Source organism: Acinetobacter sp. 797_lipA, assembly GCF_058243025.1.
This window is the reverse complement of record NZ_JBZAYQ010000003.1, coordinates 35,904-61,829: the sequence shown is the minus strand read 5'-3', so window position 1 is coordinate 61,829 and position 25,926 is coordinate 35,904. Positions and strand designations below refer to the sequence as shown.

Below are 25,926 nucleotides of genomic sequence, written 5' to 3'. Positions count from 1 at the left end.
GATCACCTTCAACAAAACGAGCCTAAGCTTGATTATTACGAGGCGCACAACATTGTGATGGACTACCTGATGAGGGATTTAGCATGAGTAATTTAAGCAAGATTAAAAAGTTCTGCCTAAAAAGCATCAAAGCGGAAGAGGCCGATTACGAAGAAAGCAAGGATATGGCGTATTGCCATAGAGCCGACGTGTTTCGCGAGGTTTTAAGTAAGATCGAAAAAATCGAAAAGAAAGCTCAAGAAGTAAAGGCGGCAAAATACTCCTACACACCACCACCGCGCGTGATGCCAACTGAATACGCCTGCGATAACCGCGCGAGTAGCGGAGTTGACGACAAACCAATGCGCTGGCTAACAACTGGAGATTAATCATGTTTGATTTAGTTGGGCCATGTAAGGACTGCCCTTTTCGCAATGACAAACCACATCAAAAAGGTTGGTTAGGCTCAAAACGCGCACAAGGCATTTACGACTCAATTAAGGCGGGTTTGGTTTTCTCTTGTCATAAAACGACAACAGGCGAACAAACTGATCTTGATGAGGAATACGACGACAACGGCGACCCTATCGAGAATCCAAACAAAGGTCGTTTGCATCCTGACAATCAATTTTGCGCAGGCGCATTGATTCTTCTTGAGAAGACTAAGGACGCAGACCGATCACGCGCGGTCATTACAGGGGAGCGCTTAGGCTTGTATGACCGCAGTAAGCTGCGCGTTGAAGAATCGCCTGTATTTGATACAGAGGAAGAATTTGTGAATTGGCACGGTAACGGGAGAGGACGATGACTTGCTTAAGAATACCTGGAGGCATTATTTGTTTAGTGCCTTTCTACCGACTGCGGTTGGAAGATGGTCGATATGTTTTTATGGAGTGGCACAGCTATTTAGGGCCATGTTTTTATAAGGATAAAAATCAATGCCGAATGATTGATGATTGGTATGAAGACCCTCTAATATGTAAGGCACTCGATTGGTTTGTTGATCGAGGCAAAAAAGCATAACTAATAAGGAGTAACAACAATGACAACGAAAGAGAAAATCCTTACAGGTATGGGCATCTGCTTCTTCATTGCCTTCTGTATGTTTGTATTTGGTATTGGACCAAAAGGCATGTAAAACATGCCTTCAACATAGCCTTTTCCAATATTTATCGCCTAAAATCAACGTCTTATCATACTCATAACGAAACACATAACAGAGTATGAAACGATGAAACGCCTCAACACCCGCTATACCTCAGTTGATAATTTTATATTTGATTTAGAAGACACATGCGTCGGAACAGACCGCGTGATGTTGTTCGCCAAACCTATAAGCGAGTTGAACTTGAATGAGGAGCGAATCAAGCTGTCTAAATCAAGCAATATACGCCTGAACAAGTTGTTTCCTGAGCGCACATTTAAAATCGCCTCACAACTAAATGAGGATCGCTTTAATGACTTCCAAGCAAGTCTTTTGGAAGAAAACGAATATCAATATCAAACCTTCTCAACCCACTGCTGCATCCTTGAGTTCATCAAAGGTGAGCAAAACATTCCTTACTACCTGGAAATCGACGTGCTGTTCGACAAGGAAGAAGAATTGCCTGTTGCGGTTCGCGCTTATCTTGAGGTGTGCGCAGGCATAGCACACGAAGCATCAGGCAGTAAATTTTATCAATTCACCGACCGCTACAACAAAGGCTTTGATCAAGCTGCGGTTGACTGCCTCAAGTTTCACCTCGCAAATCCAGCTATCCACTTTGTCAGTCAGGCGATCAGTGTGACTGAGGATTGCGACTTCGCAAAAGACCAAGCGCTTAAAGAGGGTTTTGTGGAATACGCACTGTAAGGCGCATTAAACAAGGAGAGAATGTAGCCACAGCTCTCCTTGTTCGTGTTTTTTATAATAGCTCTATCAACAATGAACAGAGTAATTCAAAAATGATGCTAAAAGTACGCCTAGTTGAAATTGCAAAAACAAGCGCAGGCAACGCTATAAAAATGGAAATCAAAATCGGCAAACATACAACCTACGCATCGGTTTATGGCTACGACATTCCGTCGTATCGATTCAATCAGATCGCGAAACTCGAACCGTTCAACTTGGAACGCCCTATACAATATTGCGGCGAATTAGTAGATGCGGAAAAGCACATGAACTTTGATCGCGATAAATTCCGCATAGTCTTCCAAGATGACTTTGAACGCTGCCTATTCCGCAGTACACAATGCGCAACGCTCAAACAGGCAAGTCGAATTAAACTCAAACTTGCGGAAGTGCTAAAAATTAACTACGACAATTGGAATGTCACTCGCTCTTTTAGCGCTTCAAAACTCCACTCGTTCATCATGGATTTAGATGGAAATGTACGAGGCAGCACAGCCACCGACAAGAGCGCTGAGCAATTCATGGCGGCATAGATAGAGGCAACTCGCTGCGGGGCAAAAAGCATCCGCAGCTCTCCTTACTTCGTTATTTCATAATAGCTCTATCGACAATGAACAGAGTAAAACACATGACAAACGCATTGCATAACGTAGCCTTTCGCGCTCCTTCAACGAATAACGGCAAAACCACTATAGAAATTCTTTTCAATTTCCATGAGAGTTTTGGCTCAGAAGACTTCGGTTCAGGCACTAAAGACGAGTCAGGTGAAATTGCCTATAACCTACCCGACAATGAGTTTTTCAATTCCTTTACAGATGCCGACAAAGCATTCTATCAAGCGAAGACTTTGCACGCCTTAGAGCTGCTTAAAACTTCTTGCGACTTAGATTTCCTCCTATACAACACAACAGAATCATAAAGCCAATCACAAAAACCTCAAGCCGCACGGTATTGAATACAGTGCGGCTTTTCTTCTTTTCCACACAGAACTCCACGGCATTTGTGTAGGCATTTATTGAGTTAAATATCAGGCTTTTTCAGGCATTTTCCTATTTTAACTCAGGCACCTACCCTATTTCTTTCAAGGCATTGATATATAACATTTTTTATCAGGCAATTTAACACTAGGCATTTATTACAGAATTTATAGTGAATTATAGGAGGATTGATTTGCTTTATATTGCGTTTTAAGACGTTTTGAGCGCGTTTATATTCAATTTGCTATGTCGCTATAGATGAATGCAAAACTGAGTAAATACGAGCAATGAGCGCAATATACGAGCAAGGAATATATAGATGATTAGATAGATCACTTCCTTAGAGAGATTGACAGCGAAATAGATAGATTTCTTCCAAACCGTATAAGAAAGACAGGAAACTAGAAAACTATTTTCCTATCTAACTATTTTCACAGTAAGGAATATACATAGGACGCAAGTAAGGCTTACGTGTTAGATAGATCGATAGAGAACTTGTATAGCGGAACAGATAACGTATAAGACAACTAGGAACGTATAAAGGATTAAAGATAAAACACATCGGTTTATATATACGGATTACACATAGGAGAGATCAACATAGAGAGGTAGCATAGAGATATATGTTTGTGTATAGAGCATAGGGAGTATAAGAGAGGGCTATAGGTGTATAGGGGTAAGCGTAGGGGGAAGCTAGAGGGAGCGAACGTAAGCGAACGAAGTGAGCGGGGTTTTTAATGCACTCTCGCCTCATCAATCGCCTCTCCACCAACCACGCCTTTCCTCACCACGCCCTACACCACACAGCCTTCATCCAATTCCACCACGCACCTCTCCACTCCAACCCTACTCTACCCAGTCCACTCCACGGCACGCCGCGGCAATCCAAGTCCACACACTCCCTCTCTATACAGGCAATGGAAAGTTTCGGCGACACTCATCCTCTCTATAGCGGACGCACCTCTCTATACAGGAGAAGGACTGCTCCATGGAAAGTTTGGCCGACATTGAGGTTTGTATAGAGGCGCACCTCATCACATAGGCGTTTGTCCTCTCTCTATACAGGAGACAGGGTGAGGTGTGATACCTCTATGTATGAAGGCAGCACACCTCGGCATGTATAGAGGGAGTTGGCAGAAGGTTTGGGAATTTCCATGGCTGACTCCGCGGCATGTATATAGGCTTGGTGTATAGAGAGGGGAAGGACTGATGCCTGATCTTCCGCGGAAAGGTTGAAATAACCCACAGCTATCCTCTCTCTATACAGCGACAATGATCAGGTCAACTTATACAGAGATAGAGATAGGGCAATGGAAATTAAAATCACGCTCAACGAAGCGTTTGAGGATTCAAAGCGCGTTATAGATATTAACTTTATAGAGACGGGTAATGTGTACTTGGGAATTATTGTTCCTGATGCGCTAGGGAAAAACGCAGCTTATATCGACTATCTGATGGACGATTGCGATCTTGAGGAAATGCGTTTGCATGAGGGGTCAATGTTGCTGGTTAGGGATAAGAACGCTTTTGAAAACCTCAGTCTGTCTTATGAGGAAATTACGGTCGCTGCATATCACGTTACGCAGACAGGAATTGAAGCTACTTTATAGATTCCTATAAAACAAGTTAGATAGAAAACTAGGAAAATAGTTTTCTATCTAACTAAACCCACAGCTTTCTTTTTAGCAAGCTGACATACTTACAACATAGATAAACAACTCAATAGAGAGATAGCAATGAGCACTATAACCAAGGTCGAATTAACCACACTGCCTTTCATTACTATAGAGCGCTTTAATCCTGACTATGACGATGATGCGGAGTTTAGTTTGAATCTTCCTGATGGCCAGAAGTTTCCAGTCATTGTTGCGTTTGATGAGGAGTTACGACACTACCGCATCACACAAGGTACGCCTGCTGATATGCGCTATGTGATTGTGCAGATCGTTGACCTCCTGTTGAACGAATGCTTTGCGCATCCTGATGAATGTGTGATTGATGAAGATCGCGAAGATACCTCAACTTTATGGTTCAACACGCTCACTACCTCTCTATACACCTCAAGCGGTCGTGAAGTAACGGAATAACACGTTTCACCTTTTATACCTCAGTGAATAAATACCCCTCGTTCACTGAGGTTTTTTTATGTCTGTGTATAGGAGAGGGTAGGCTTGGTTAAGGCAGGCCATTTACAACCCCGCGGAGTATGGGAGCACCTCACGGCTTTATACCTCACGGCTCTATACCTCACGGCGCGGCACGTTCCGTGAGGCATGGGGTGTTCCTGCAGGCATGGGAGAATCCACTAGGCTTTCCATCAGGCCATGGCGTCTGGCTACACCTCATGGCATGGGAGATCACCTCTGGATAGACCTCATGGCATGGGGGATACAACCTCATGGCAGCACCACAAGGAACACACCACGCCTACTGGGCAAGCCGTGCCTATGGATGAACCTCATGGGAGAGCCGGAAGGACACGCCAGACTCCGCGGAGCATGGGAGCACCTCATGGGGTGGGAGCATTCCTCTTGGTTGAGCCGTAAGGAGTGCCAGATCACCTCACGGGAGACCTGTCTCTCCATGGAGTATGGGAAGACCTCATGGGTAAGCCGTAAGGAGAGCCAGTAATCCTGATGGATTGCCCAGAGCCTATGGAGCAACCTCACGGGAGAGTTCCCAGAGCCTATGGATGAACCTCATGGGAGCAACCTCATGGATAAGCCACGCCTATTGGGAGCAATCCAGCCAAAGGAACAACCAAGTGGGAGCGCCACCCTACGGGTAAACCTCATGGGAGAGTGCATCCAGAGGATTGAGCCTCACGGGAACAAGCCACGCCGCATGGATGAAACCTCACGGGAGCAGCCGTGCCTCATGGAAGACAATACCTCACGGGAGCAGCCTGATGGAGTGTACAGCCGTGCCTATTGGGGAGCAGCCACGCCTACTGGCTTCGTTCCATGGCATCTGGGAGCACCTCATGGGAGAACCTACTGGGTAAGCCGCGCCTGATGGATTGAAGCCACACCTCACGGCGTCACTCCGCGGCACTGGCTTAAACCTCATGGAACAAGCCGTGCCTGATGGAAACTTTCGCCGACATTGGTTTTTCCTTAGTGGCACACGTCCTACATACATGGAAAGTTTCGGCGACACTGATTTTTCCTTAAAGGCACGTCGCCTTACGTGGTGTGGTTGACCCAACGGATTGCGCCGACTCCGCGGGGTGTCAGAGGTGCAGGAAATCTCCGCGGGAACCGGGAGCGCCTACCGGGAAGAACCCCGCTCCTCGCCATAGCGTATACGTATATAAGTAACGCGTGCGCGTGATACCTGATAAAAACAATTAGTTCAAGCTTTTTATTGCACTAATAGAAAAAACAATAAAAGTGCATGAATTAATCGTTTTAATTATATTGCACTAAATAAAACATTGAACTAATATGAACTCATACCGAACGACGGTATAAAAAAACTAATTTTCAAAAGGTGAAAAATCATGACTACTTCAAACGTAAACTTTTTAGCTCTTACTTTAAACGCTCAAGCTGAGCGCGAAGCTATAACATTCACGAAAGAACAACTAGCTGAACATGCAAAAGCGAACAAAGTAACTATACGCGCAGCAGCTATACAACTCGATCTTGCTAACGCGTTAGCGGTACGAATGAACAATCAATTGATTAACGGTAAAACGCAAAATATCAATAGTTCAATGTTTACCGATATGAGCACAATTTGCAGCGTGCATTTTTTGCAATCAATCGAAATTTTGTTAAAAGAAAAATTCGACTTGTCTAACATCGCTGCAATGTTAAAAGTGACCGATCATAAGCACGACGATTTTATGCAAGTGTATGCAATCACGAAAGTGCTTAACTTGCTTATATGCATTGCACGTAAAGACCGCAAACGCATGAACGCTTACACGCTTGCTATCTTAGTGAACTTACTCAAGTTCGGTATGATCACGAAAAAAGAAGCTGAGAGCGCAGTGTGCTTAGACTTGCATCGCAGCGCAGCGCGTAACAAACAACGCGAAATTATCAACGTGTACGACTCAGCAAGTAGCACAGCGTCAACGCAAATCAGTAGCAGTCGCATGAGCTTAAAAGCGCTGAATATTTGCAATATTCGCAAAAAAGGTGTGAACGATGAAATGACGTTCAACGAACAAGGTCAATATTTAAACAATGTATTGTTTATCTTGCAAATGAACGAAAATACAAGCGCTGAGCTTGAGCGCGTCGCAGCAGAAATCGAACAAGAGCAACAAGCAACTAAAAAAGCAAAAGCATAAGCACACAAAGCTATATCAATCAGCGCTGATTGATATAGCTATTCATTCAACTTTATAAGTGAGTACAAAACAATGAATACAGAAAAATTAAGCTTCGATAGCTGCTTTACACTAGATAAAAATGCACTAGCTGCAACTATAGTTTTTAAAAGCGATTCTAATGCGTCTATTAATGCGTATGACGCGTTATTCAATGAAATGCAGTCAGAGTATAGCAATGTTATAAAATCGCTATGCGCGCAATATAGCGATAATTCAGACGCTATCAAGTTGCAACTAAGAGACATGAAAAAAACATTGTCTAAACTTCGTGAAAATGTATCTATCACACTTAAACAAGTGAACGAAAATGTATTCTCATTTACTTACTCATTGAACATTAAAAAAGCGAAAATTAAAAAAGCGCAATTAGACTTAATTGATTTAAATTTTTACGCTTTGCTTATTCACTCGAATATTGATTTTTAAAATCAATATTCAATAAATAATCAATTAATTCGCTCATTTATTTTTTCGATAAATGAGCGAAGTCTTATTGAAATTTCGCGCGCGCGTGGGCATACCCGCCACATCGCTCCGACCTCCAAATAACGTCCTTGTCTCGGCAGGACTAGATATCGGATACCGTCATCCTTGTCTTGGGAACGCAAGCCACCAAAGGATGCCCTCGGGAGTTGGGAAATGGGGAAGGGGAGCTGTGGACTGGGACAGTTGGGAGTTAAAATCCTAAAATTCTCCCATTTCCAGTGCAAATTCACCCAAAAATAAAAAAGCCCATAAATGGGCTATTTTTACGCTGATTTGGGTGTGATTAGGCTAAACCGTCTTGCTTTAGCTCATTTTGAAACTGATCATAGCGCTTTTGGAGTTCTTCACCGCGCAACGCAGTCAATTCCGCGTGTCTTGCATTGTAGTTGGCTGTCATGTCGTTTAATGCGCTTGTCAGCTCAACCACCAACGCATCGCGTTCCTGAATTTCAACAAGATGCTTTTTATCCTTGTCGATGATCATGGCAACTGCGCCAAAAATCACAATCAACAAAACTGCAAATAATCCTAGTGCCATGATGTTTCCCCTTTATTCTTCGAGTAAGTGGTCTAGCTTTCCACTTTTGAGTAATTCTTTTGCCTTGCGAGAGCGTTCAAGGCGCTCATTGCGTGCGTTGATTTTATCCGCTTTCAATTGCTCAAGGCGAGCGTTAAATTCTTGATCGATGACGCCCGTAGTCAAAATATCCACCAGTATCGTTACGATCTCACCCTGAGTCACTTTGCTGTATTTGTCGTCCGTTAGTTCTTTCGCTTTAGCGCCCAAGATATCAATTGCCTCTGGGGTCAATGTGATGGACGTGCGAACTAAACCACGATCTGCGTAAAATTCATTTGGTGTTTGTCCCATTGTTTAATCTCATAGTGTTTAACTTATATTGCATTATAGAGAATATTAAACTAATTAATCTAAATCGCAGAAATAAAAAATGGCGTACCTCGCGAGGAGGTACACCACTTGGCGTATTTTGGTTATTTACCAACTGTCAGAGCTGCCACCACCTCCGAAACTACCGCCGCTGTCGCTGGATGAACTACGGCTACAACTGCTGTCGCTGCTATGGCTGTGGCTTGATGGCGCTGACCAATTGTTACTATCGCATGTTCGATGTGACGGCTCGCCCAAACCGTAGCCGTCAGCGTTGCTTTGCGCGTTTGTGTGAATTGCACTTAACAGCAGCAAGTCGTATTCATCATTGCGGGAACGCGCTGAATGTGAGCGTAATTGAGTGCCACCGCTGTAAGATCGACTCGTTGCTGTCTTTACCATATTGGCTTTGATCTCGCGCTCTTTTTTCGCAAGCTCTTTCAGGCGGGACTTTTGCTTATTGCGTGCAATGCATTTAAGCGGTTTGCGTTTCCATTCTAGGCGTGCGTAAAACGCGACGACGCCCAAAAGGAGAAAAGGCAAACACAAAACCAAGTGTTGTGGGAAAGTAATCATAATTAAGCTACCTTTTTAAATCCGAGTTTTTCGTATTCAAATTCAGGCGTAATGCCCTCATTGAAGCCTTTTGTTTGCTTGATGATTTCAAGCCGTTGTGCTGCGTGCTCGCGTAAAATGCGATTGAATGGGTCATTGAAATCAACAACAAAAGCCACGTTCGGACCCAGTTTCTTGGCGCGTAAACCACGGCCAATACGTTGACGAAGCGCTACCTCTGCTTTGCCACCGCCTGCGAGAATGATTAAGCCCACCGCAGGAACATCCACACCGACGTCGAGAATGGTTGTGCCGATCAGGACGTCAATTTCGCCATTGGCTAGTGCTTTGAGTGCCGCTTTACGCTCTACTTGATCGTTTTCACCTTGAATGTAAAGCGCGCGCACACCCGCCATTTCGAGAATCTTCATTAGTTTCTCGCCATGACTTGTATGCTGGACGAGAACCATAGTGGAAAGCCCGTAACGCATTGCCATCAACACCTCATTGACGATTTTGACGTTGCGTTCTTCGTTTTCCACGATGCCAAGACGGTATGCGGCTTGCCAAGCGGTCGCAATATGCAGTTTTGGCGGATTTTTACCAAGTTCAACGGTTTTGAAGTACGGCTTGGCCAAAATTCCACGTTCAATCAGCATTTCCTCTGAAATTTTGATTGCGATAGGGCCTGAGCACGCCATTAAACGCATGTTCGACTCTTGGGACTCGCGCATGAATGGCGTTCCAGTCAGGGCAAGTCGATAATGTGCGTTTTTACAGTGCCGCATGATTTCGTAATACGAGTTGCCCGATGCTTCGTGCGCTTCCTCCAAGATCACGAACTCAAAACGCTCCAAAACCGCAATGGTTTGTGCGCGTTGCAAGCTTTTTTCTTTGAATTTGCGCTCTGCCTTCTGCATCATGCTTGGCGCTTTGTCTTCAAGTTCTTTTTGCTGTGCGTCAATCATGCGCGAAAGGCGAGTTTTGATCTCTGGACCACTAATTCCTGCATCTAAAAGCTGCTTTTTCAGCGCCGTGATCTCTTTTTCTTGCTTACGTGTCAATGCGTTGTAGAGGAGCTGAAATTCGTTCTCTACGGTCGTTTCCTCAAGACGTTGTGCAAGCGTCTGAACCATACCGACGCACATTTTTCGCACCGATAAGTTGCCTTTCTCATTGACCTCGCCAAATTCACCATCACCGAGCACACTGCAATTCACGCCAAGTTCTTCAAAGGCGTCTTTCATTTGATACATCAAGATAGAGCGCGTGGTGAGAAACAGCGTAGGGCGGTTAATACGCGCGTACGCCATACGTGCAATACGTGTATTGTGAGTAACGGTAAAGTCGCCAAGCATGAATAAGTGATCGCCATCTAACTCGAAGCCGTAATAATCACCTTCGCCAATTGCTTCAACCGAAATGCCTGTTACAAGGTGGCTTTTCTTCTGTAAGCGCGGTGGTGCTTTGCGACGTTCAAGACGTACAGGAATTTGATCGAGATCACCACTAATAGTCATGGCAAAATAATCACCTGTTACACCGTTGTTGCGGCATGTTTTCTTTCGATTTGCCTTGTAAGCCGCAAAACCAAGCGAACGCACCAAGAACAGCGTATCGTCAAAAAGAGCTTCCTCTTTCAGAGTGAGATACATACATTTGCCGTCGTAGTGGCCATCTGTATCCAAGATGCCCGCAAGCAACTCTAGGCGATCAGCGCGTGATGCCGTCTTGTACGCATGAGGGATGAATTTTTTAGCAGTTGATTTCTCGCTATCATCAAAGCCAAGTTCACGCAGGGCGCTTAATAGCGGATTAGGCTTGCCGCCTGTTCGGCCGCTTGTGAGGTAGATCGTACTTGCGCGATTGTCTTTCTTGGTAATCACATTGCAAGTCAAGCCCCAAACTTTCGCCTGTTCATTAAGCATAGCTACCGTTTCAGCGTCCATCGTTGTGACATTTACGCTTCCTTTGATTGAGCCATCGCCCAAAATGGTACCCAACAAGTATGGGTCAACCGAAAGCGGTGCAGCGGTCTTGAAGTCAACTCCTGTGCGCCATCCCTTGTGCGTATGTTTGAAGGTGTTGTGCTGTTTGATGTAATCCTCAACATTAATATTGACGATTTCACCCTTTGGATATTTCTCGCCATCGCGATTCTTACCCTGGTATCCGCGACTCGTTTTCTTTAAAGAAAGAATATGAGCATCGTTCACCACATAAGCATCGCCCTTAACAGGCGTAACGCGATAAAGCGGACTGTGACCCACACAAGTTGAAAGTACGGTACGTGGCGTGCTGTCGGGACCCATGAGCAAGTCACCTTTAACAACGTCTTGAACCATCTTGATTGAACCGTCATACATCAGCACAGGGGTATCCTTGCCTAAGCATTTACCGCCGCCTGTTGCAACCTGAGCAATGATTTGACCGTGTTTCACCAAGCGATCAACGACCTCTGGCTGATAGTCATAGCGTTCTTCATAGCCAAATGAGTCAACGACTGGACGACGAGGGCCAAGTGGTTCAGGCAAGGGGCGACGTGCCAATTTGACCTGATAACCCTTTTGACGCAGACGCTCAGTGACAAGATGGACAAAGCCTGCAGGGAAAGACGACTTCGCGTAAATAAAAAACGAATTACGTCCGTCCCATTTCTTTTGCTTAAATGCCAATGCGTTTTCAGCGCCATCAACCATATAACTCAGCGCGGACTGAACTTCTAATTTTGCCGCTACAGACGGCTTGTGAAGTATCGCATTTACCGCATCATAAGCGATTGTGACTACTTCCGACATAAGTATTCCTTTTGCAATTGGACTGCCTTTGGGATAAATTATAAGTCAGTCCTGACTTATTTTATACCTAATTACTATGACCTTTACTAATCTACAACTCGACCCCAAGCTATTGAAGCCTAACCCTTGGAACTCGAACATCGTTTCGCCTACCAATGAAGCGAAGCTTGAGGAGTCCATTAAGCGCTTTGGCATGTTCAAACCAATCATCGTACGCGAACTGCCGAACGGTGATTATCAAATACTTGGTGGAGAGCACCGTGCTGCGGCTGCAGAGCGTGTTGGTCTCACTTCCATTCCGGTGATCAATCTCGGGAAAATCCCTGACAAAAAAGCGAAAGAAATCGGCTTAGTCGATAACGGTCGCTTTGGTGAAGACGACTCAATGAAGTTGCTTGAGTTGATCAAAGAGATTGGTGGCCCTTCGGAAATCATCGACTTTATGCCGTACTCGCAAAGCGATTTAGATGAAGTCTTTAACAGTTCTATTATAGCGCTTGACGACTTAGATTCTCTCGCCGACATGGATGATGACATACATTTGCCTGAAACCAAGTCCGCACCGTCACATCAGGTCATGCGCTTTCGCATCGCCAATGACGATATTGATGCTGTCACCAAAGTCATTGAGCGAATTATCAAAACGGAAGGGTTCACTGAATCCGATAGTTTAACCAACGCAGGGGATGCCCTCGTTCACTTAGCGAAGCAATATCTATGACTCAATTAAAAATCGAAAGTCGTGATCTGGCATCCATTCACCCCTATGAACTGAATGCCAAAATTCACACCGATGAACAGATTAAACGCGTGGCAAAGTCCATTTCGGAATTTGGGTGGGACCAACCTATCGTCGTTGATGCCAATGGCGTCATCATCAAAGGCCATGGTCGCCGTCTGGCGGCAATTCAGTTGGGCTTGACCCATGTGCCGGTCTTGGTGCGTGACGATCTGGACGCTGACAAAGTGAAAGCGGCTCGTCTGGCAGATAACCGCGTTGCTATCGGTGATCTTGATGCCGACTTGTTACATCAGGACTTGGCTACATTCAACAGCACTTTCCTTGAAGGCATCTTCGATGAAAAAGAGCTTGAATTTATGATGGCTGATTTGGCGCAGATGAATGACGATGCTTTTGTTTTTGATCTGGATGCGGCGATTGCTAATCAGAACCAACAAACCATCAGCAAGTTGGAAGAAGCCGACGACCGTGCGGTGCGTATCGACAAAGCATTGGGCTTTAAAGACATTCAGGGGCGTGACGAACGCATTGTGGTGCGCTTTATGGCGGCAGCAGAGGGTGAAACAGGTCTGGAAGGCGCAGATGCGTTCATTGCCTACTGCAAGCAACTCATGGGAGCGCAGCAAGCATGATTTATACCATCGACAAGCGTTTCAACACCGACGTCGAACGCACAGATCGCGTTCTGGAAATTGCGGAAGCCTTTGGCCTGGGATTGGACGAAAAAGAGTTCGTGGTCTTTGACAACTTACCTCTGGAAATCAATCAAGGCGATGTGGTGTACATCACGGGACAATCGGGTTCGGGTAAATCTACCGTTTTACGTGAATTGGCGAGCCTAATGAATCAGTCAGCGCTGACTGTATCGGACATTGACAAGGTGGAGCTGCTGGACAAGCCGCTCATTGATCAGATTGGTCAATCCACCCAAGAGGCATTGACGTACTTGTCGATTGCCGGTCTGAACGACGCCTACTTGTTCATTCGCAAACCTTCTGAACTGTCAGACGGTCAGCGCTATCGCTTCCGCTTGGCCAAGTTGGTCGAATCTGGCGCGAAAGTCTGGATTGCCGACGAGTTCTTAGCTGTGCTTGACCGTACCACTGCCAAAGTGATCGCGTTCAACTTGCAGAAGGTGGCTCGCAAAGTCGGGGCGACGGTGCTTGTGGCAACCACGCACGGCGACATGGTGGAGGACTTAGCGCCTGATATCACCATCAACAAGCGCTATCGCGAAAAAATTGAAATCATTAAAACCACTGAGGGCTACAAAGATGCCAACTAAAAAATCAACCGTTAAGACGGAGCAAGTCAATGATCAAGCTGTACAAGCTGCTGAACAAATTGCGGAACCTGTTTTACATGCTGAACCTGTTGCGGAAACTCTGGAAGTGGCTGCGAGCACAGAAGTAATCGACTCACCACCGCCAATTCAGTTTAAGGCGGGTGACGTTGTGGATTCAGAACTGCTGCTGTTCTCAAGCCCTGTTTGTGGACCATGCGCTCAGATGAAACCTGTACTGGACAAACTGGCGAAAGAACACGACTTGCCGTTGCAGATCGTCTCCTTTGAAAAAGGGGTGAATGAGCACCTGTTTGAGCAGTTTGGCGTTCGCAACGTGCCTGCCTTGCTTCGCGTGGATTTCGTCCTGCAAGACGATGGCAAAGTGATCGAAAAAGTGGGTGCGCGAAACTTGGGTTATAACGGCGAAGCGCATTTGAGCAAATTGCTAGAAACTTGGGGCTTGCTGCGCAAGTAACAGATTAAGCCCGACATTGCTCGGGCTTTTTAAGGAAGATACCGTGAGTCAAATTCAAATCGACAACGAAGATGCCTTGGTTACGCGACATGAAGTGCCTAAGAACCACCAATTGTCCCTACTCAAGCACATCATGATTGAGCCTGGCACCAAAGAAGATTGGTTATTGCTGCAGGAACTCCACTACAAGGCGGGTACAGAAGGTATTGGCCCTCGTCGCTGGAAAATTACCTTGTTCGGCGAAACCATCGGCGTTGGCACAATGACTGTTCCCAAAATGCTACTCAGTGGACGAAATGAGTTGTTTGCTCGATTGCGCCCAAATGTCGGCGGCAAAGACAATCGCATGATCAACAAATACCGCGCTGAGTGGATTAACGCCAATGTCTGTACCAACAGTCGTTTGGTGATTGACACCATGTATCGCGGCGCGGGCATTGCCTATCGTGCGCAAAACCTGATGATGCGCATGACGGACGATTTATTCATTGAGTTTCAAAGCTCCATGTCTAAATTCAATCCATTTGCAGCAAAAGCGGGAATTAAATTCGCACCACCAAAACGTGCGGCCAATTACGAAAAAGGCTTGCGCTTCTTCCGTCGTTGGTTTGATTCCATCCCAACCGACTGTGTGGGCATTTTGCAAGAAATTGAAGCCATGCCGGAGAAAACCCGCGAGAAGTGCATTGCCGAAATGCGCCACTTCTACTACCAATCGAGTTCGATGGAGAAGTCCGGGAATAACCGCATGAACGGCACATCGCGCGTGGATGGTTTGTCATTGGACAAATTGCTGAAAAATACGCAGCAGTTGGTATTTGCGTCGCCATTGTACGGTGTTTACCCCAACCCTGACGCTGAACTTCGGCGTGAGGACGTGACCAAGCATAAGTTACCTGAGCGCATTTCCGTGATGGCGTTTGACTGTCAGGGTGTCGATGAGCCATTGAACTATGCGCTGATTGAGGAGCGTGGCCTTGCGATTGACTACAAAGCAGATTGAGATACTGAAACTCATCAAGGGCGGCAACCTTGATGGGTCTCAATTGGACATTACCCAATTGCGATTAGCGCTGAGTTATACCGCAACTAAGCAAGCGGTACTGTGCAGCGTCAAATACCTCGTCGCACGCGACCTCGTTGCGCGTGTGGGGCGAGTTGTACGCTCGGGTAGAACTTACACCACCTTGAAGCTAACAACGCAGGGTGAAGCGTTTATCGCACCCTACATCGTATCGCTGAAAAGCGCATTGATTGAAACTGAGGTAGACCTAGATGACTAAGAAAGTGAAACCGCCAAAATCCGTTGCGCAAACCAAGCCAACCATGTTCTTGTCGCCATTCAACACAATGGAGTACGTGGTCATTCAAGCGCCCGAACAGTTAAATTTGCTGGGTAAGTCTTTTGGACGCATTGCGGATGATTTGGACGACAGCTCAGAAGGCTTCGCTGCCACCGCCCGAGTGATGTATAACCCGAACTACGGCTACATGGGGATTATTTATTATCCGGCAATGCTGGAAGACGATCTGCCGCGTGTTATGCGCACGCTATGCCATGAATGCGTACATATTTGGCAGGGCTATTCTCAGGAGGTGCTTTGCGAAGAAAACCCAAGTGCGGAGTTTGAGGCGTACACCATTGAGGAGTTTTTCTCACGCTCAGTGGGCGAATACTACCGCCTGTTAGAGATCAATGAAAAATGGGAAGCCGCTCATCTACCGAAGCTGGAGAAGGTGGCTTAATACCGCGAAGGGTTGGGTGAGTTTATACCGAGGCTTGGTTATTTTTTATACCGAGACTTGGGTAAATTTTCCCAACTTGGGTAAATGTACCGCGAACGAATATATATAATATAATTTCTTTCTTTTTTTTACTTATTAATTTATTAAATTTGAATTTTGCGAAAATTTGGATTTACCCAAGTTTTCAGCCAATTTACCCAAGTTGCGGCAGAGAGAAAGTGCTGCGTTTTTTGTAACCTCATGGCGGCGTTATTTCAATCAACGCTGATTTAATATAAGATCAAATTTACTTGATATACATGCGGAAGAATCCCATGACCCTTGCACATGAAATCACGCTCGTTGGTGAAGAATTTATGCCGGGTGCCGTTGTAAATACGGAAATTGATACCCTGCTTGGCTACGATGCGGTTATGTGCGGTGAGTTTGCCATTAGAACCGAAGACGGTTACACCCACTGTCCAAATTATTGCGAAGACAGTGAAATTACTCTGCATGAGCTAAATAAACTACAAATCGACCCAATCATTCTTCCTGCAGTCCCTCAGTCAAGCAAAAAACGCGCTAAACGCGCGTCAGAGCGCTCCAATGATTCAAAAGCACTCTACGTTGCGGTTTTCTCAGTTGGACGCGATCTGTGCGCAACCAAAGCGTTTTACAGCGCAGAAAACGCGCTTGCTTGCGCTTTATGGTACGCGCTCGCGTATTACTCATAAAAATAAGTCAACGCTGACTTGACTTGAGGAGTTAAAATTCATATTCTGACCACATCCTAGTCGGTAATGCCATGCGATTAAGGTGTCCTTGAAGCTTTTGGGTGCTGAACAAATCGTGAAGCACCTTTTTTTTTAGGTATCACATGACAGAAGAAAAGAAGCGTCGATATCCAACCTCGACAGAATGGGCGAAAGCAGAAGCGCTCTGGGCGACTGGAGACGCGACGCTGGAAGAACTCTCCGCACTTGTTGGGGTGAGTGCCGTTTCTGTGTCATTGCACATGAAGAAAAAAAAGATCACCAAAGGTGAGAAAGCCGAGGAGCGCCGCAAGCAAGTTGCCGAGAAGGTGGCCAAAGAGGCGTTAAGTGATATTGGCGAACACAGTCGTCGAATCAAAGAGACCAAAGACGAGCATTACAACATGGCTCGGGCCATCGCGAATCTCACTTGGCGCACAATTTTAGAGGCGCAACAAAAGGCAACCCCTCTAGCGAGCATTCAGCCGAATCTCAAGTCACTTGAAACCGCCATGAATATTTTAACCAAGTCACAACAAGCGCGTTGGCAAGTGTTGGGCTTAGATCGTCCTGACGCAATTGACGACGCTGAATTGCCTGAATTGGAAATTACCGAACTTACGGCGGAAGAAATTGCAGAACTTCGAGATCGAAACTTCAACGACCCGTTGGACTTTGGTGATGCAGAGCTGCCGTTACCCGATGACGATATCGAAATTACGGGGTAATCATGGCCGCCAAAGTTAAGTCGAGGCTTTCGCTTCACCCAAAACAGATGGAAGTATACTTAAGCCCTGCACGTTTCAGGGTTGTTGTGGCTGGACGTCGTTGGGGCAAATGTTTACAATCAGACACCATGATAAGCATGGCTGATGGGTCAGAAAAACCGATCCAAAACATTTTGCCTGGCGATCTCGTTATCACGGCTAACGAAGATACTTATGCGTTAGAACCTCGCAAGGTCGTTGCCGTCATGGACAATGGCGTTCGAGAAACGCTAACCATTCGTGTAGGCGGCAAAAGTGTGCGTTGCACACCAAACCATCCGTTTCTTGTCAATAATCGTTGGGTTGAAGCAAAGGACATTCGCAAAGGCGACTTAATTGCTTCGCCTCGACAGCTTACGTTTGGTAAAAACCAAATGAAGGATCACGAATTGAAAATGTTGGCGATTTGGCTTGCAGAAGGCAATCAGTACACCATTTCCAATACCACACCTGAAATTTTGGATGTGGTTCGTGAATCGGCATTAAAGTTTGATCCAAACATGACCGTGACCTCTAAGAATGGGGTGGACTGGTGCGTATCGAACGGCAGATCAAGATCGAACCCTAATCCATTTCGCAAGATGCTGGAGCGCTTGAATGTTTGGGGATTGAACAGTAAAACCAAATTCATTCCCAATGAAGTGTTCGCTCTGCCAAAAGAACAGCTTGCCACGTTCTTGAATTTAATGATTGCTTGCGATGGCAATATCTCGCATCGCTCCAAGAACACATGGTCAGTTGAAATTCAACTTGCAAATGAATTGATGGTCAAGCAATTGGCGCGGCTGTTTGCCAAGTTCGGGATTCAAGGTCAGATTCGTCACAAGGTTCACAAGGCTAAAAGTTCAAAGACTGGTGAGCAATTTGAGAGCTGGAGATTCATCACTTCCAAAAAAGAATCACTGATCAAGTTTGCAGACGAGATCAATGCACTCTCCAAAGAAAAGCAAGTTGCAACTGCAAGACAATGCGCGGTTGAGTCTGCTGGGTCGAACAACGAATATCTGCCGATCAGTTACGATGAATTTTTACCGCATTTGCTTGATCAAGAAAAACGTGAGCTAGGCAAGTACGGTGGATATAACTCTGTCGTCGCAAGAGGTCTTCCTGTTGCGCTCAGAGAGAGCCTAAATTCATGGCGCAAGCAAACCTCTAAACGAATCTCAACGCAGCGCTACGAGCAATTGAGGCACTACAGCGATGGTTACTTCGACCCACTGGCTGATGGTGATCTGATTTGGCTTGAAGTGACGAGTGTTGAAAACGCAGATGAAGCTCAAACTTGGGATTTGTCGGTTGAAGGCAATCACAACTTCATCGCCGATGGCTTTGTGTCTCACAATACGCAACTGTCCAAAACGCTGATGATTCGCAAGGCACAAAAACCGCGTCAACGCATTTGGTATGTCGCACCGACCTATCGAATGGCCAAACAGATTATGTGGCGCGACCTTCTTGAAGCCATCCCTAAAAAATGGAAGAAGAAGGTCAACCACTCAAGTTTGTCTGTGGAGTTGGTCAACGGCTCATTGATTGAATTGAAGGGCGCCGATGACCCTGATTCATTACGTGGTGTGGGAATTGACTTTCTAGTTCTGGATGAGTTCCAGGATATCTCAGAAGAAGCATGGACTCAGTGTTTACGTCCAACCTTGGCGTCTACTGGCGGACACGCAATCTTCATCGGCACACCAAAAGCCTATAACCAACTGTACACGGTTTACATGCAGGGCCAAGACCCTGAAAAAATACGCCGTGGCCAATGGGCGTCTTGGCAGTTCCCAACCATTACATCGCCATTCATTCCCGTGTCAGAAATCGAGGCTGCAAAATCCGATATGGACGAGAAATCGTTTAATCAGGAATTTCTGGCATCGTTTGAAACCATGTCTGGACGTGTGTACTACCCATTTGATCGTAAAACGCACACGGGCGATTACCCATTCAACCCACAACTTCCGATCTGGGTGGGGATGGACTTCAACATCGACCCAATGAGTACGGTCATCATGCAGCCGCAGTCAAATGGTGAAGTCTGGGTGGTGGATGAAATCGTACAGTTTGGCTCAAACACTGAGGAAGTCTGTGACGAGATCGACCGCAGATATTGGCGTCAGCAAAAGCAAATTGTGATTTACCCCGACCCCGCAGGCGGTCAACGTCAACATGCGCGCGGTGAATCCGATCTGGACATTATGCGCGAGAAGGGCTTTAAGAAACTTAAGTTCCGCAGAAAGCACCCATTGATTGCAGACCGCGTGAATGCCGTGAACCGCATGTTACGCACGGCAGACGGTCAAATTAAACTGCGTGTGGACAAGAAATGTAAGCACCTGATTAACTCATTTGAGCAGACCATTTACAAACCCGGCTGCCGCGATGTTGATAAATCTGGAGGCGTTGAACATAGTGCAGATGCGATTGGTTACGCAATTGAACTCGAATTTCCAATGCGTAAGATTGAAATTGGCGGTATTTCCATTTAATATGCAAAATAAGTCAGCGCTGACTATATTTATCCAAAGGTAAAGACGAAAATGCCAAAAGCACCAACGACCATTGCGAACGCCAATTCTTCAACCTCTGCCGAGCAGGAGAGCTTGCAGAAACTTGTCGCGCGTCGTCATCCGCTTTATGAATCTTTGTCGGCGCATTGGACATTTATGGAGTCGACCTATGAAGGCGGTCGCGATTGGTTCAAAGGCAACTTATTCCGTTATATCAAAGAAGGCGAGGTTGAGTTCGGCAATCGCTTAGAGCGCGCATATCGCTTCAACCATACCCGTGAGGTGGTTGACCTGATTAACAAATACTTGTTTAAGCAGAATATCGCACGCGGCACCGACAGCGCACCTCAATCCGTACAAAACTTCTGGAAGAGATCAACCAAGAGCGGACTGACGATCAACGATTTCGTTCGCCAAGTCAGTAAAAAGACTTCGCTCTTTGGTCGTGTGGGTATCGTGATCGATACCGACAGCCACGAAAAAAGCTTGTTATCCGTTGAAGATGAAAAGAAAAGTGGCTTAGCTGCATACGCATATATCGTGACGCCAAATCAACTGCTGGACTATTCATTCGACGAACACGGCTCGCTGAACTGGATTTTAATCTACGAAGCTGGACGTGATGATGTAGACCCATTCACTTCATCTGGCGATGGTACGCACCGTTTCCGTTTGTGGACGCGAAACGAATGGTATCTGTACGAAATGACGGAAAGCAAAGTTGGCCGTTCTAAGAAAAAAGCGCACGTGGAGGAGATTGAGCGAGGCGAGCATGGCTTGGGCGAAGTCCCTGTCATCTTGGCGGACAACATCATCGGTGACGATGAATACTCTGCGCCTGCGTTGATCGACGACATTGCCTACTTGGACCGAGCAGTTGCGAACTACCTGTCCAACTTAGACGCCATCATTCAAGACCAAACATTCTCGCAATTAGCCATGCCCGCTCAAAACCTCAATCCTGGTGATGAGTTGCACAAAAAATTGCTCGAAATGGGAACGCAGCGCATCTTCACCTACAACGGTGAGGGCGGCGTGCAGCCATTCTATCTATCGCCTGATGTAAAACAGGCTGACTTAATTGTTCAAGTTGTCACCAAAATTATTGGTGAGATTTACCACACTGTCGGTTTAGCAGGAGAGCGCACAAAACAAGACAACGCGGTAGGTATCGACAATAGTTCTGGCGTAGCGAAAGCGTATGACTTTGAACGCGTCAATGCACTCTTGGTGGCGAAAGCCGACAGCCTTGAGGGCATTGAAAACAAAATAGCTCGACTTGTGGCGAAGTGGCATGGTGATGAATTAACAGATGATAAATCTTTGATTTCTTACCCTGACAACTTTGACACACGTGGACTGTACGACGAGTTCGATATTTCGGCTCGACTCATGTTAATCGATGCGCCTGATTTAATTCGACGTGAACAGATGATCGCAATCATTGACAAGCTGTTCCCACAGCTTAAGCAAGACTTGCGCGAACAGATGATCAAGGAATTAAAAGAATGGCCTGTCGACCCACTTGAGTTGGCAACCCGAACAACGGACACGACTGGTGGTGGAGACCTCAAACGCAATACTTCCGTGAGCAAGAACGGCGCTGCGTCAGAGGCCAAAGCCAAAGAAACCCAAGGTAATCACGCAGCCAAAGCGGTCAAAAATAACCGCCAAGGTCAAGTGACTAAAGAAACCCAATAAGCTGAGAGACTAGCTCAAATCAAGCTAAGAGAGTAGCGGAGAAATATCATGCCATTATGGATGCAATTATTAATTCAAGGCGGAATCCTTCAACAAGAAAACAACGGCGAGGGCAGTGACCTCGGTGGTGGTTCTGGCGGTGAAGGTGGTTCTGGCGGTGAAGACAATGGTGAAGGTGGTGAAGGTGGTGAAGGTGGTGAAGGCGGCGACAACGGCGGCCAAAAGAAACCTGACCAAGACCAAGACCCTGCCAAAAAAGGCAACAAACCGTCTGACAAAGAAGCCGAACTTCTAAAAGAAGTGATGAAGCGCAAAGGCAACGAGCAAGCATTAAAAAGTGAACTCGACGCTTTGAAAGCGAAATTCGGCGATCTTGACCCCGAAGTGGCGCGTGAATTAATCCGCGAAAAGCAAGAAAGTGAAACCAAAAAGCTGGAAGAAAAAGGTCAATTTGATCTGATTAAAAAACAGATGAATGAGCAGCATAAAGCTGAAACCGACACGTTAAAAGCTGAAATCAACGCGCTTAAAGAAGCCAAACTTTCATCAGAAGCACGTATTGACGAATTGACGGTTGGCTCGACCTTCTCGCAATCTAAATATGTGGCAGACGAACTTACCCTGACGCCAACTAAAGCTCGCGCTTTGTATGCCACTCATTTTGATCTGGAAGATGGTCAAATTGTCGGATACAACAAACCGCGTGGTGCAGCGGGGCGTACGCAGCTTGTTGATGTAAGCGGCGAGCCATTGACGTTCGATTTAGCCATGCAAAAAATTATTGAAGCCGACCCTGACCGTGACTCTTTGATTCGCTCGAAGATACACAAAGGCTCAGGTTCAAACTCAAAACAGAATCCTACTCCACCTAAGCAAGATGCGAATTTATCGCCACGTGAAAAGATCGCTCAAGGTCTAAAAACATTGTCGTAAATTGCATGGTTGGCGCTGATAAAAATTAGTCAGCGCTGATTGATTTTAAGCCAATCGTTTGTTACGATTGGCTACTAATCGGTGACTAGAGAGAGTTAGGAGACCCGACACGATACTCATAGTTAATTGATGGAGCATTTACATGCCATTATTACGCGAAGAAGCCGCGAAATTAAGTAATAACCAACTTATTTCAGGCGTAATCGAAGAAATCATCGAAAAGGATGACCTATTCTCTGTCTTGCCGTTTGTCCACGTGAACGGAAAGGCGTATGTCTACAACCGTGAAAAAACATTAGCTGGCGCTGATTTCATCGATCCAAACGAAGAAGTTGGCGAAGAAGCTTCTACGTTTGACGAAGTTACTGCGCACCTACGCATCTTAATTGGTGATGTGGACGTAGATAAATTCCTTGACGGTACTCAAAGCGATACGAACTCACAAAAAGCCATCCAATTAGCTCAAAAAGCGAAAGGTGTTGGCCGTAAGTTCCATCAAACTTTGGCTACTGGCGACCGCACAACAAACCCTAAAGCGTTTGACGGTATTCACAAACTTGTGACAACCGACCAAACGATTGAAGCGGGTGTAAACGGCGCGTCTTTAACGCTTAACATGCTGGACGAATTATGTGACCAAGTACCTCACGGTGCTGACGTTCTTGTAATGCGTCGTGGCACAATCCGCGCATACCGCGCGTTGCTTCGTGCAACTTACGGTACTGATGCGGTGATGCAACAGTTGGAAAACTTCGGTCGCCCAATGCTTACTCACAATGGTATTCCAATTATCATGAATGAGTTTTTAGCTGGCGATGAAGTTCAAGGCACAGCAACCAAAACTTGTTCGGTGTACGCTGTACGCTTGAACGAAGTTGACGGTCTACACGGCATCTACGGTGGCAACACTGCGGGTATCGTGGTTGAAGACATTGGCACAGTGCAAAACAAAGACGCGACTCGTACGCGCCTTAAGTGGTACTGCGGTCTAGCGTTGAAATCAACCAAGTCTATCGCTCGTTTGAAAGGCGTTACTAACGTCTAATCAGTCAGCGTTGACTATATAGTAAAGGGGCTTTATGCCCCTTTATTGTTATCTGCGCCTTTTAAATCATGTTGAATAAAAGTAAGTCCTGACTTATTATTTTACTCATTGCATCACACACCAAAGAGCAAACAAGATGAAATTACGATTGACCTCTGAATCATTCTCCAATTACACAGGGCAGATGGGCGTTATTTACTTTGAAAATGGCCTATCTAAACACGATGTTCACCCTAATGACGCCATTCGTATTGCTGGCTCAATCGGTGCTGAATGGGAAAATGGTGAGCCTGCAAACGTCGGCGATATCTACACTCAAAACTTAAACACACCCGCACCATCAATTGAGCAGCAAAGCGGCATGCACGCACTGCAAGAAAGTGTAGGTGGCAAAGCGTTGACCGCTGACCAAGCAATTAATATGGGAACGGCAGTTGCGCACGCGCAAATTAACGGCATCGATGAAAACTCAGGTGATTTACAGGCTGCAGACGCAGATCAAACCATTCACCCCGAGCAACCCAAAAGCGCAGGCGATGCGCCAAGCGGCAACGAAGGCGCTGACGAAGCAACAGATGCAGCGAACGAAGCGCCGATTAAATACACGGCTGAATCACTCGCTGCAATTGCGGATGAATCAGGTATCGCGGGCTTACGTGAAATCGGCAAATCGTTCGGCGTAACTGGCAATTCAATTGCTACGTTGACTGAACGCATCCTTCAAAAACAAGGATAATCAATGAATAAGTACCTCGCAGGAACTCTCGTTGCTCTCCCAATCTACATCGTGGATGAAGACGGCAACCCATACAATGTAACAGGCGCGACCTACCGCTTGCTGGATGAACTTGGTCGAGTTTTGAATGAGGGAGATATCACTTTGCCTTTGGATAGCGAAGGCAAAGTGGTTTTAAACATTGACTCTCAGCACAACCAAATTCAGCCAATTGTCATTGAGAACATTACAGCAGAGAACAAACATGCAATCCAAGTGAACGGTGCGCGCATTGTTGAACTCAGCCTGACGCTTGATGACGGCAATACCATTGCTGAAACGGCATCTTACATTCTGTACCCACGTGATCGATTGGTTATTGGATTGAACAGCTTTCAAACGAGCGCTCAGGCGATCTTGACCGCATCGTTCATTCCTGACTGTGATGAATTTCTGAAATCAAGCGCGAATAAGCGAATTGAAGCGCTTTGTGAAGCTCAGGAACGAATCTCGCGTCTATCCTTCTCAGATGAAGCTGTAACGTCGCTTACGCTCAATTTGAACACGATGACACCACTGGAGTTCAACAAGCTCTCAGAGCGCTTTAAAGCGGCTCTACGCAAGGCACAAGTTGCAGAGGCAAACATTGTGCTTGGTGGCGGCAGTGTAGTTGAGCAATTGCGTCAAGAAGGACTTTCATCACAAACCATTGGCGAGACACATGAGACTTACCGCGGCACAGCTCCGGCAAATACCCTGATCTCGCAAACGGCAATTAAATACCTCGGCGAGTTCATCGTGAACTCCAAGAAAATTGTGAGAACGTAAATGGATGAAATGAAGCGCTCGTTGGATTACTTCATCAGCAAGTCTGAATCAATCACCCAAAGCTTCGCTTTGGCCATTAACGGTGCTTTTTTTTCTATTCGCAGCGCGGGACACACACCAAGCCCAAGTCAAATTGAAAACGCAAAACTAGACGTGTCGAAGGCGCGTTATGTGTATGTGGATGGTATCAATCACCTGATGGATGAAATTGTCGCAATGGCGGCAGAGAGCCAAATCAACGTGAATGCTGCCAAAATTGACTTAGCAACCATGCAGCTTATCTCTATTTCCACCGAAATGACGCACCAAGCGAATCGTGCGCTAACTCACGGTGTAAGCAATAAGGCTGCGAAATTGCTGTCAAAAACAGCGACGGGTGCTATGGGTTTGCTTGTGCAACGCAAATTAATGAAAGTCGAGCTAAATGCGCACGACGTACACGGTCGAAAGTGGAGTGAGCCAACCGACGCCGTTTACTCAGTGATGCGATGGCTGATCGACGAAACATTTTAAGGAATCACTGTGTTT

30 protein-coding genes are annotated in these 25,926 nt (G+C 46.0%); 26 read left to right on the top strand and 4 right to left on the bottom strand.

The features are described from left to right. The first annotated feature begins 83 nt into the window (after window positions 1–83). From AC4CU2_RS18405 to AC4CU2_RS18360, 10 genes are all read left to right on the top strand, one after another. Window positions 84–368 (top strand): hypothetical protein, encoded by a 285-nt coding sequence (locus tag AC4CU2_RS18405; protein ID WP_490769332.1) that lies wholly within the window; start codon window positions 84–86, stop codon window positions 366–368. A 2-nt stretch (window positions 369–370) separates the two neighbouring features. After that, window positions 371–787, top strand: a complete 417-nt coding sequence (locus AC4CU2_RS18400) for a hypothetical protein (RefSeq protein WP_490769331.1) — start codon at window positions 371–373, stop codon at window positions 785–787. A 423-nt stretch (window positions 788–1,210) separates the two neighbouring features. Next, complete coding sequence (locus AC4CU2_RS18395) at window positions 1,211–1,831, top strand: hypothetical protein (RefSeq protein ID WP_490769330.1); 621 nt, start codon at window positions 1,211–1,213, stop codon at window positions 1,829–1,831. Between the two features lie 92 nt (window positions 1,832–1,923). Further along, a complete protein-coding gene (locus tag AC4CU2_RS18390; protein ID WP_490769329.1) occupies window positions 1,924–2,403 on the top strand; it encodes a hypothetical protein in 480 nt (159 codons plus the stop codon). Between the two features lie 95 nt (window positions 2,404–2,498). Next, complete coding sequence (locus AC4CU2_RS18385; protein ID WP_490769328.1) at window positions 2,499–2,789, top strand: hypothetical protein; 291 nt, start codon at window positions 2,499–2,501, stop codon at window positions 2,787–2,789. Between the two features lie 1,368 nt (window positions 2,790–4,157). Then, complete coding sequence (locus AC4CU2_RS18380; protein WP_490769327.1) at window positions 4,158–4,457, top strand: hypothetical protein; 300 nt, start codon at window positions 4,158–4,160, stop codon at window positions 4,455–4,457. Between the two features lie 126 nt (window positions 4,458–4,583). Then, complete coding sequence (locus AC4CU2_RS18375; RefSeq protein ID WP_490769326.1) at window positions 4,584–4,934, top strand: hypothetical protein; 351 nt, start codon at window positions 4,584–4,586, stop codon at window positions 4,932–4,934. Between the two features lie 294 nt (window positions 4,935–5,228). After that, entirely contained in the window at window positions 5,229–5,393 is a 165-nt protein-coding gene (locus AC4CU2_RS18370) for a hypothetical protein (protein WP_490769325.1), read from the top strand. Between the two features lie 956 nt (window positions 5,394–6,349). Next, entirely contained in the window at window positions 6,350–7,150 is an 801-nt protein-coding gene (locus tag AC4CU2_RS18365) for a hypothetical protein (RefSeq protein WP_490769324.1), read from the top strand. A 72-nt stretch (window positions 7,151–7,222) separates the two neighbouring features. Further along, a complete protein-coding gene (locus AC4CU2_RS18360) occupies window positions 7,223–7,618 on the top strand; it encodes a hypothetical protein (RefSeq protein WP_490769323.1) in 396 nt (131 codons plus the stop codon). Between the two features lie 343 nt (window positions 7,619–7,961). On the opposite strand, the gene AC4CU2_RS18355 is transcribed toward AC4CU2_RS18360, so the two are convergent. The 4 genes from AC4CU2_RS18355 to AC4CU2_RS18340 all read right to left on the bottom strand — a co-directional run bounded on the left by AC4CU2_RS18355 (window position 7,962) and on the right by AC4CU2_RS18340 (window position 11,920). Then, complete coding sequence (locus AC4CU2_RS18355; RefSeq protein WP_279690236.1) at window positions 7,962–8,216, bottom strand: hypothetical protein; 255 nt, start codon at window positions 8,214–8,216, stop codon at window positions 7,962–7,964. Between the two features lie 12 nt (window positions 8,217–8,228). Next, window positions 8,229–8,549 (bottom strand): hypothetical protein, encoded by a 321-nt coding sequence (locus tag AC4CU2_RS18350; protein ID WP_490769322.1) that lies wholly within the window; start codon window positions 8,547–8,549, stop codon window positions 8,229–8,231. A gap of 122 nt (window positions 8,550–8,671) precedes the next feature. Next, entirely contained in the window at window positions 8,672–8,869 is a 198-nt protein-coding gene (locus tag AC4CU2_RS18345) for a hypothetical protein (RefSeq protein WP_490769321.1), read from the bottom strand. A gap of 276 nt (window positions 8,870–9,145) precedes the next feature. Further along, on the bottom strand, window positions 9,146–11,920 hold the full coding sequence (locus tag AC4CU2_RS18340) for a helicase-related protein (protein ID WP_490769320.1): 2,775 nt from the start codon (window positions 11,918–11,920) through the stop codon (window positions 9,146–9,148). Window positions 11,921–11,996: 76 nt separating this feature from the next. On the opposite strand from AC4CU2_RS18340, the gene AC4CU2_RS18335 reads away from it, so the two are divergent. The 16 genes from AC4CU2_RS18335 to AC4CU2_RS18260 all read left to right on the top strand — a co-directional run bounded on the left by AC4CU2_RS18335 (window position 11,997) and on the right by AC4CU2_RS18260 (window position 25,911). Beyond that, window positions 11,997–12,641 carry a ParB/RepB/Spo0J family partition protein gene (locus tag AC4CU2_RS18335; RefSeq protein ID WP_279690228.1) on the top strand — a complete coding sequence of 215 codons (645 nt, stop codon included), beginning with the start codon at window positions 11,997–11,999 and terminating at the stop codon, window positions 12,639–12,641. Then, entirely contained in the window at window positions 12,638–13,294 is a 657-nt protein-coding gene (locus AC4CU2_RS18330; protein ID WP_279690226.1) for a ParB/Srx family N-terminal domain-containing protein, read from the top strand. The genes AC4CU2_RS18335 and AC4CU2_RS18330 overlap by 4 nt, the downstream gene beginning before the upstream one ends. Then, on the top strand, window positions 13,291–13,947 hold the full coding sequence (locus AC4CU2_RS18325; RefSeq protein WP_279690225.1) for an ATP-binding cassette domain-containing protein: 657 nt from the start codon (window positions 13,291–13,293) through the stop codon (window positions 13,945–13,947). Before AC4CU2_RS18330 ends, AC4CU2_RS18325 begins: the two co-directional genes overlap by 4 nt. Then, window positions 13,937–14,422 (top strand): thioredoxin family protein, encoded by a 486-nt coding sequence (locus tag AC4CU2_RS18320; protein ID WP_490769319.1) that lies wholly within the window; start codon window positions 13,937–13,939, stop codon window positions 14,420–14,422. Before AC4CU2_RS18325 ends, AC4CU2_RS18320 begins: the two co-directional genes overlap by 11 nt. Window positions 14,423–14,465: 43 nt before the next feature. Next, complete coding sequence (locus AC4CU2_RS18315; RefSeq protein WP_490769318.1) at window positions 14,466–15,425, top strand: hypothetical protein; 960 nt, start codon at window positions 14,466–14,468, stop codon at window positions 15,423–15,425. A 58-nt stretch (window positions 15,426–15,483) separates the two neighbouring features. Beyond that, the gene (locus AC4CU2_RS18310; protein ID WP_279690219.1) at window positions 15,484–15,705 is read left to right on the top strand and encodes a hypothetical protein; all 222 of its coding nucleotides are present in this window, start codon (window positions 15,484–15,486) and stop codon (window positions 15,703–15,705) included. Continuing rightward, a complete protein-coding gene (locus AC4CU2_RS18305) occupies window positions 15,698–16,168 on the top strand; it encodes a hypothetical protein (protein ID WP_279690217.1) in 471 nt (156 codons plus the stop codon). Before AC4CU2_RS18310 ends, AC4CU2_RS18305 begins: the two co-directional genes overlap by 8 nt. A gap of 299 nt (window positions 16,169–16,467) precedes the next feature. After that, window positions 16,468–16,884, top strand: a complete 417-nt coding sequence (locus AC4CU2_RS18300; protein WP_490769317.1) for a hypothetical protein — start codon at window positions 16,468–16,470, stop codon at window positions 16,882–16,884. A 143-nt stretch (window positions 16,885–17,027) separates the two neighbouring features. Beyond that, window positions 17,028–17,630: a DNA-binding protein gene (locus AC4CU2_RS18295; protein ID WP_490769316.1), complete on the top strand. Its 603-nt coding sequence runs from the start codon at window positions 17,028–17,030 to the stop codon at window positions 17,628–17,630. Window positions 17,631–17,632: 2 nt separating this feature from the next. Further along, window positions 17,633–20,155 (top strand): polymorphic toxin-type HINT domain-containing protein, encoded by a 2,523-nt coding sequence (locus AC4CU2_RS18290; protein ID WP_490769315.1) that lies wholly within the window; start codon window positions 17,633–17,635, stop codon window positions 20,153–20,155. 51 nt (window positions 20,156–20,206) lie between these two features. Next, window positions 20,207–21,877, top strand: coding sequence for a phage portal protein (locus AC4CU2_RS18285; protein WP_490769314.1), 1,671 nt, complete (start codon window positions 20,207–20,209; stop codon window positions 21,875–21,877). A 48-nt stretch (window positions 21,878–21,925) separates the two neighbouring features. Beyond that, window positions 21,926–22,810, top strand: coding sequence for a DUF6651 domain-containing protein (locus AC4CU2_RS18280; protein WP_490769313.1), 885 nt, complete (start codon window positions 21,926–21,928; stop codon window positions 22,808–22,810). Between the two features lie 142 nt (window positions 22,811–22,952). After that, window positions 22,953–23,855, top strand: coding sequence for a major capsid protein (locus AC4CU2_RS18275; RefSeq protein WP_490769312.1), 903 nt, complete (start codon window positions 22,953–22,955; stop codon window positions 23,853–23,855). A 136-nt stretch (window positions 23,856–23,991) separates the two neighbouring features. Next, window positions 23,992–24,591, top strand: a complete 600-nt coding sequence (locus tag AC4CU2_RS18270) for a hypothetical protein (RefSeq protein WP_490769311.1) — start codon at window positions 23,992–23,994, stop codon at window positions 24,589–24,591. Window positions 24,592–24,594: 3 nt separating this feature from the next. Next, window positions 24,595–25,398: a hypothetical protein gene (locus AC4CU2_RS18265; RefSeq protein ID WP_279690201.1), complete on the top strand. Its 804-nt coding sequence runs from the start codon at window positions 24,595–24,597 to the stop codon at window positions 25,396–25,398. A gap of 9 nt (window positions 25,399–25,407) precedes the next feature. Further along, on the top strand, window positions 25,408–25,911 hold the full coding sequence (locus AC4CU2_RS18260) for a hypothetical protein (RefSeq protein WP_279690199.1): 504 nt from the start codon (window positions 25,408–25,410) through the stop codon (window positions 25,909–25,911). Window positions 25,912–25,926 lie beyond the last annotated feature (15 nt).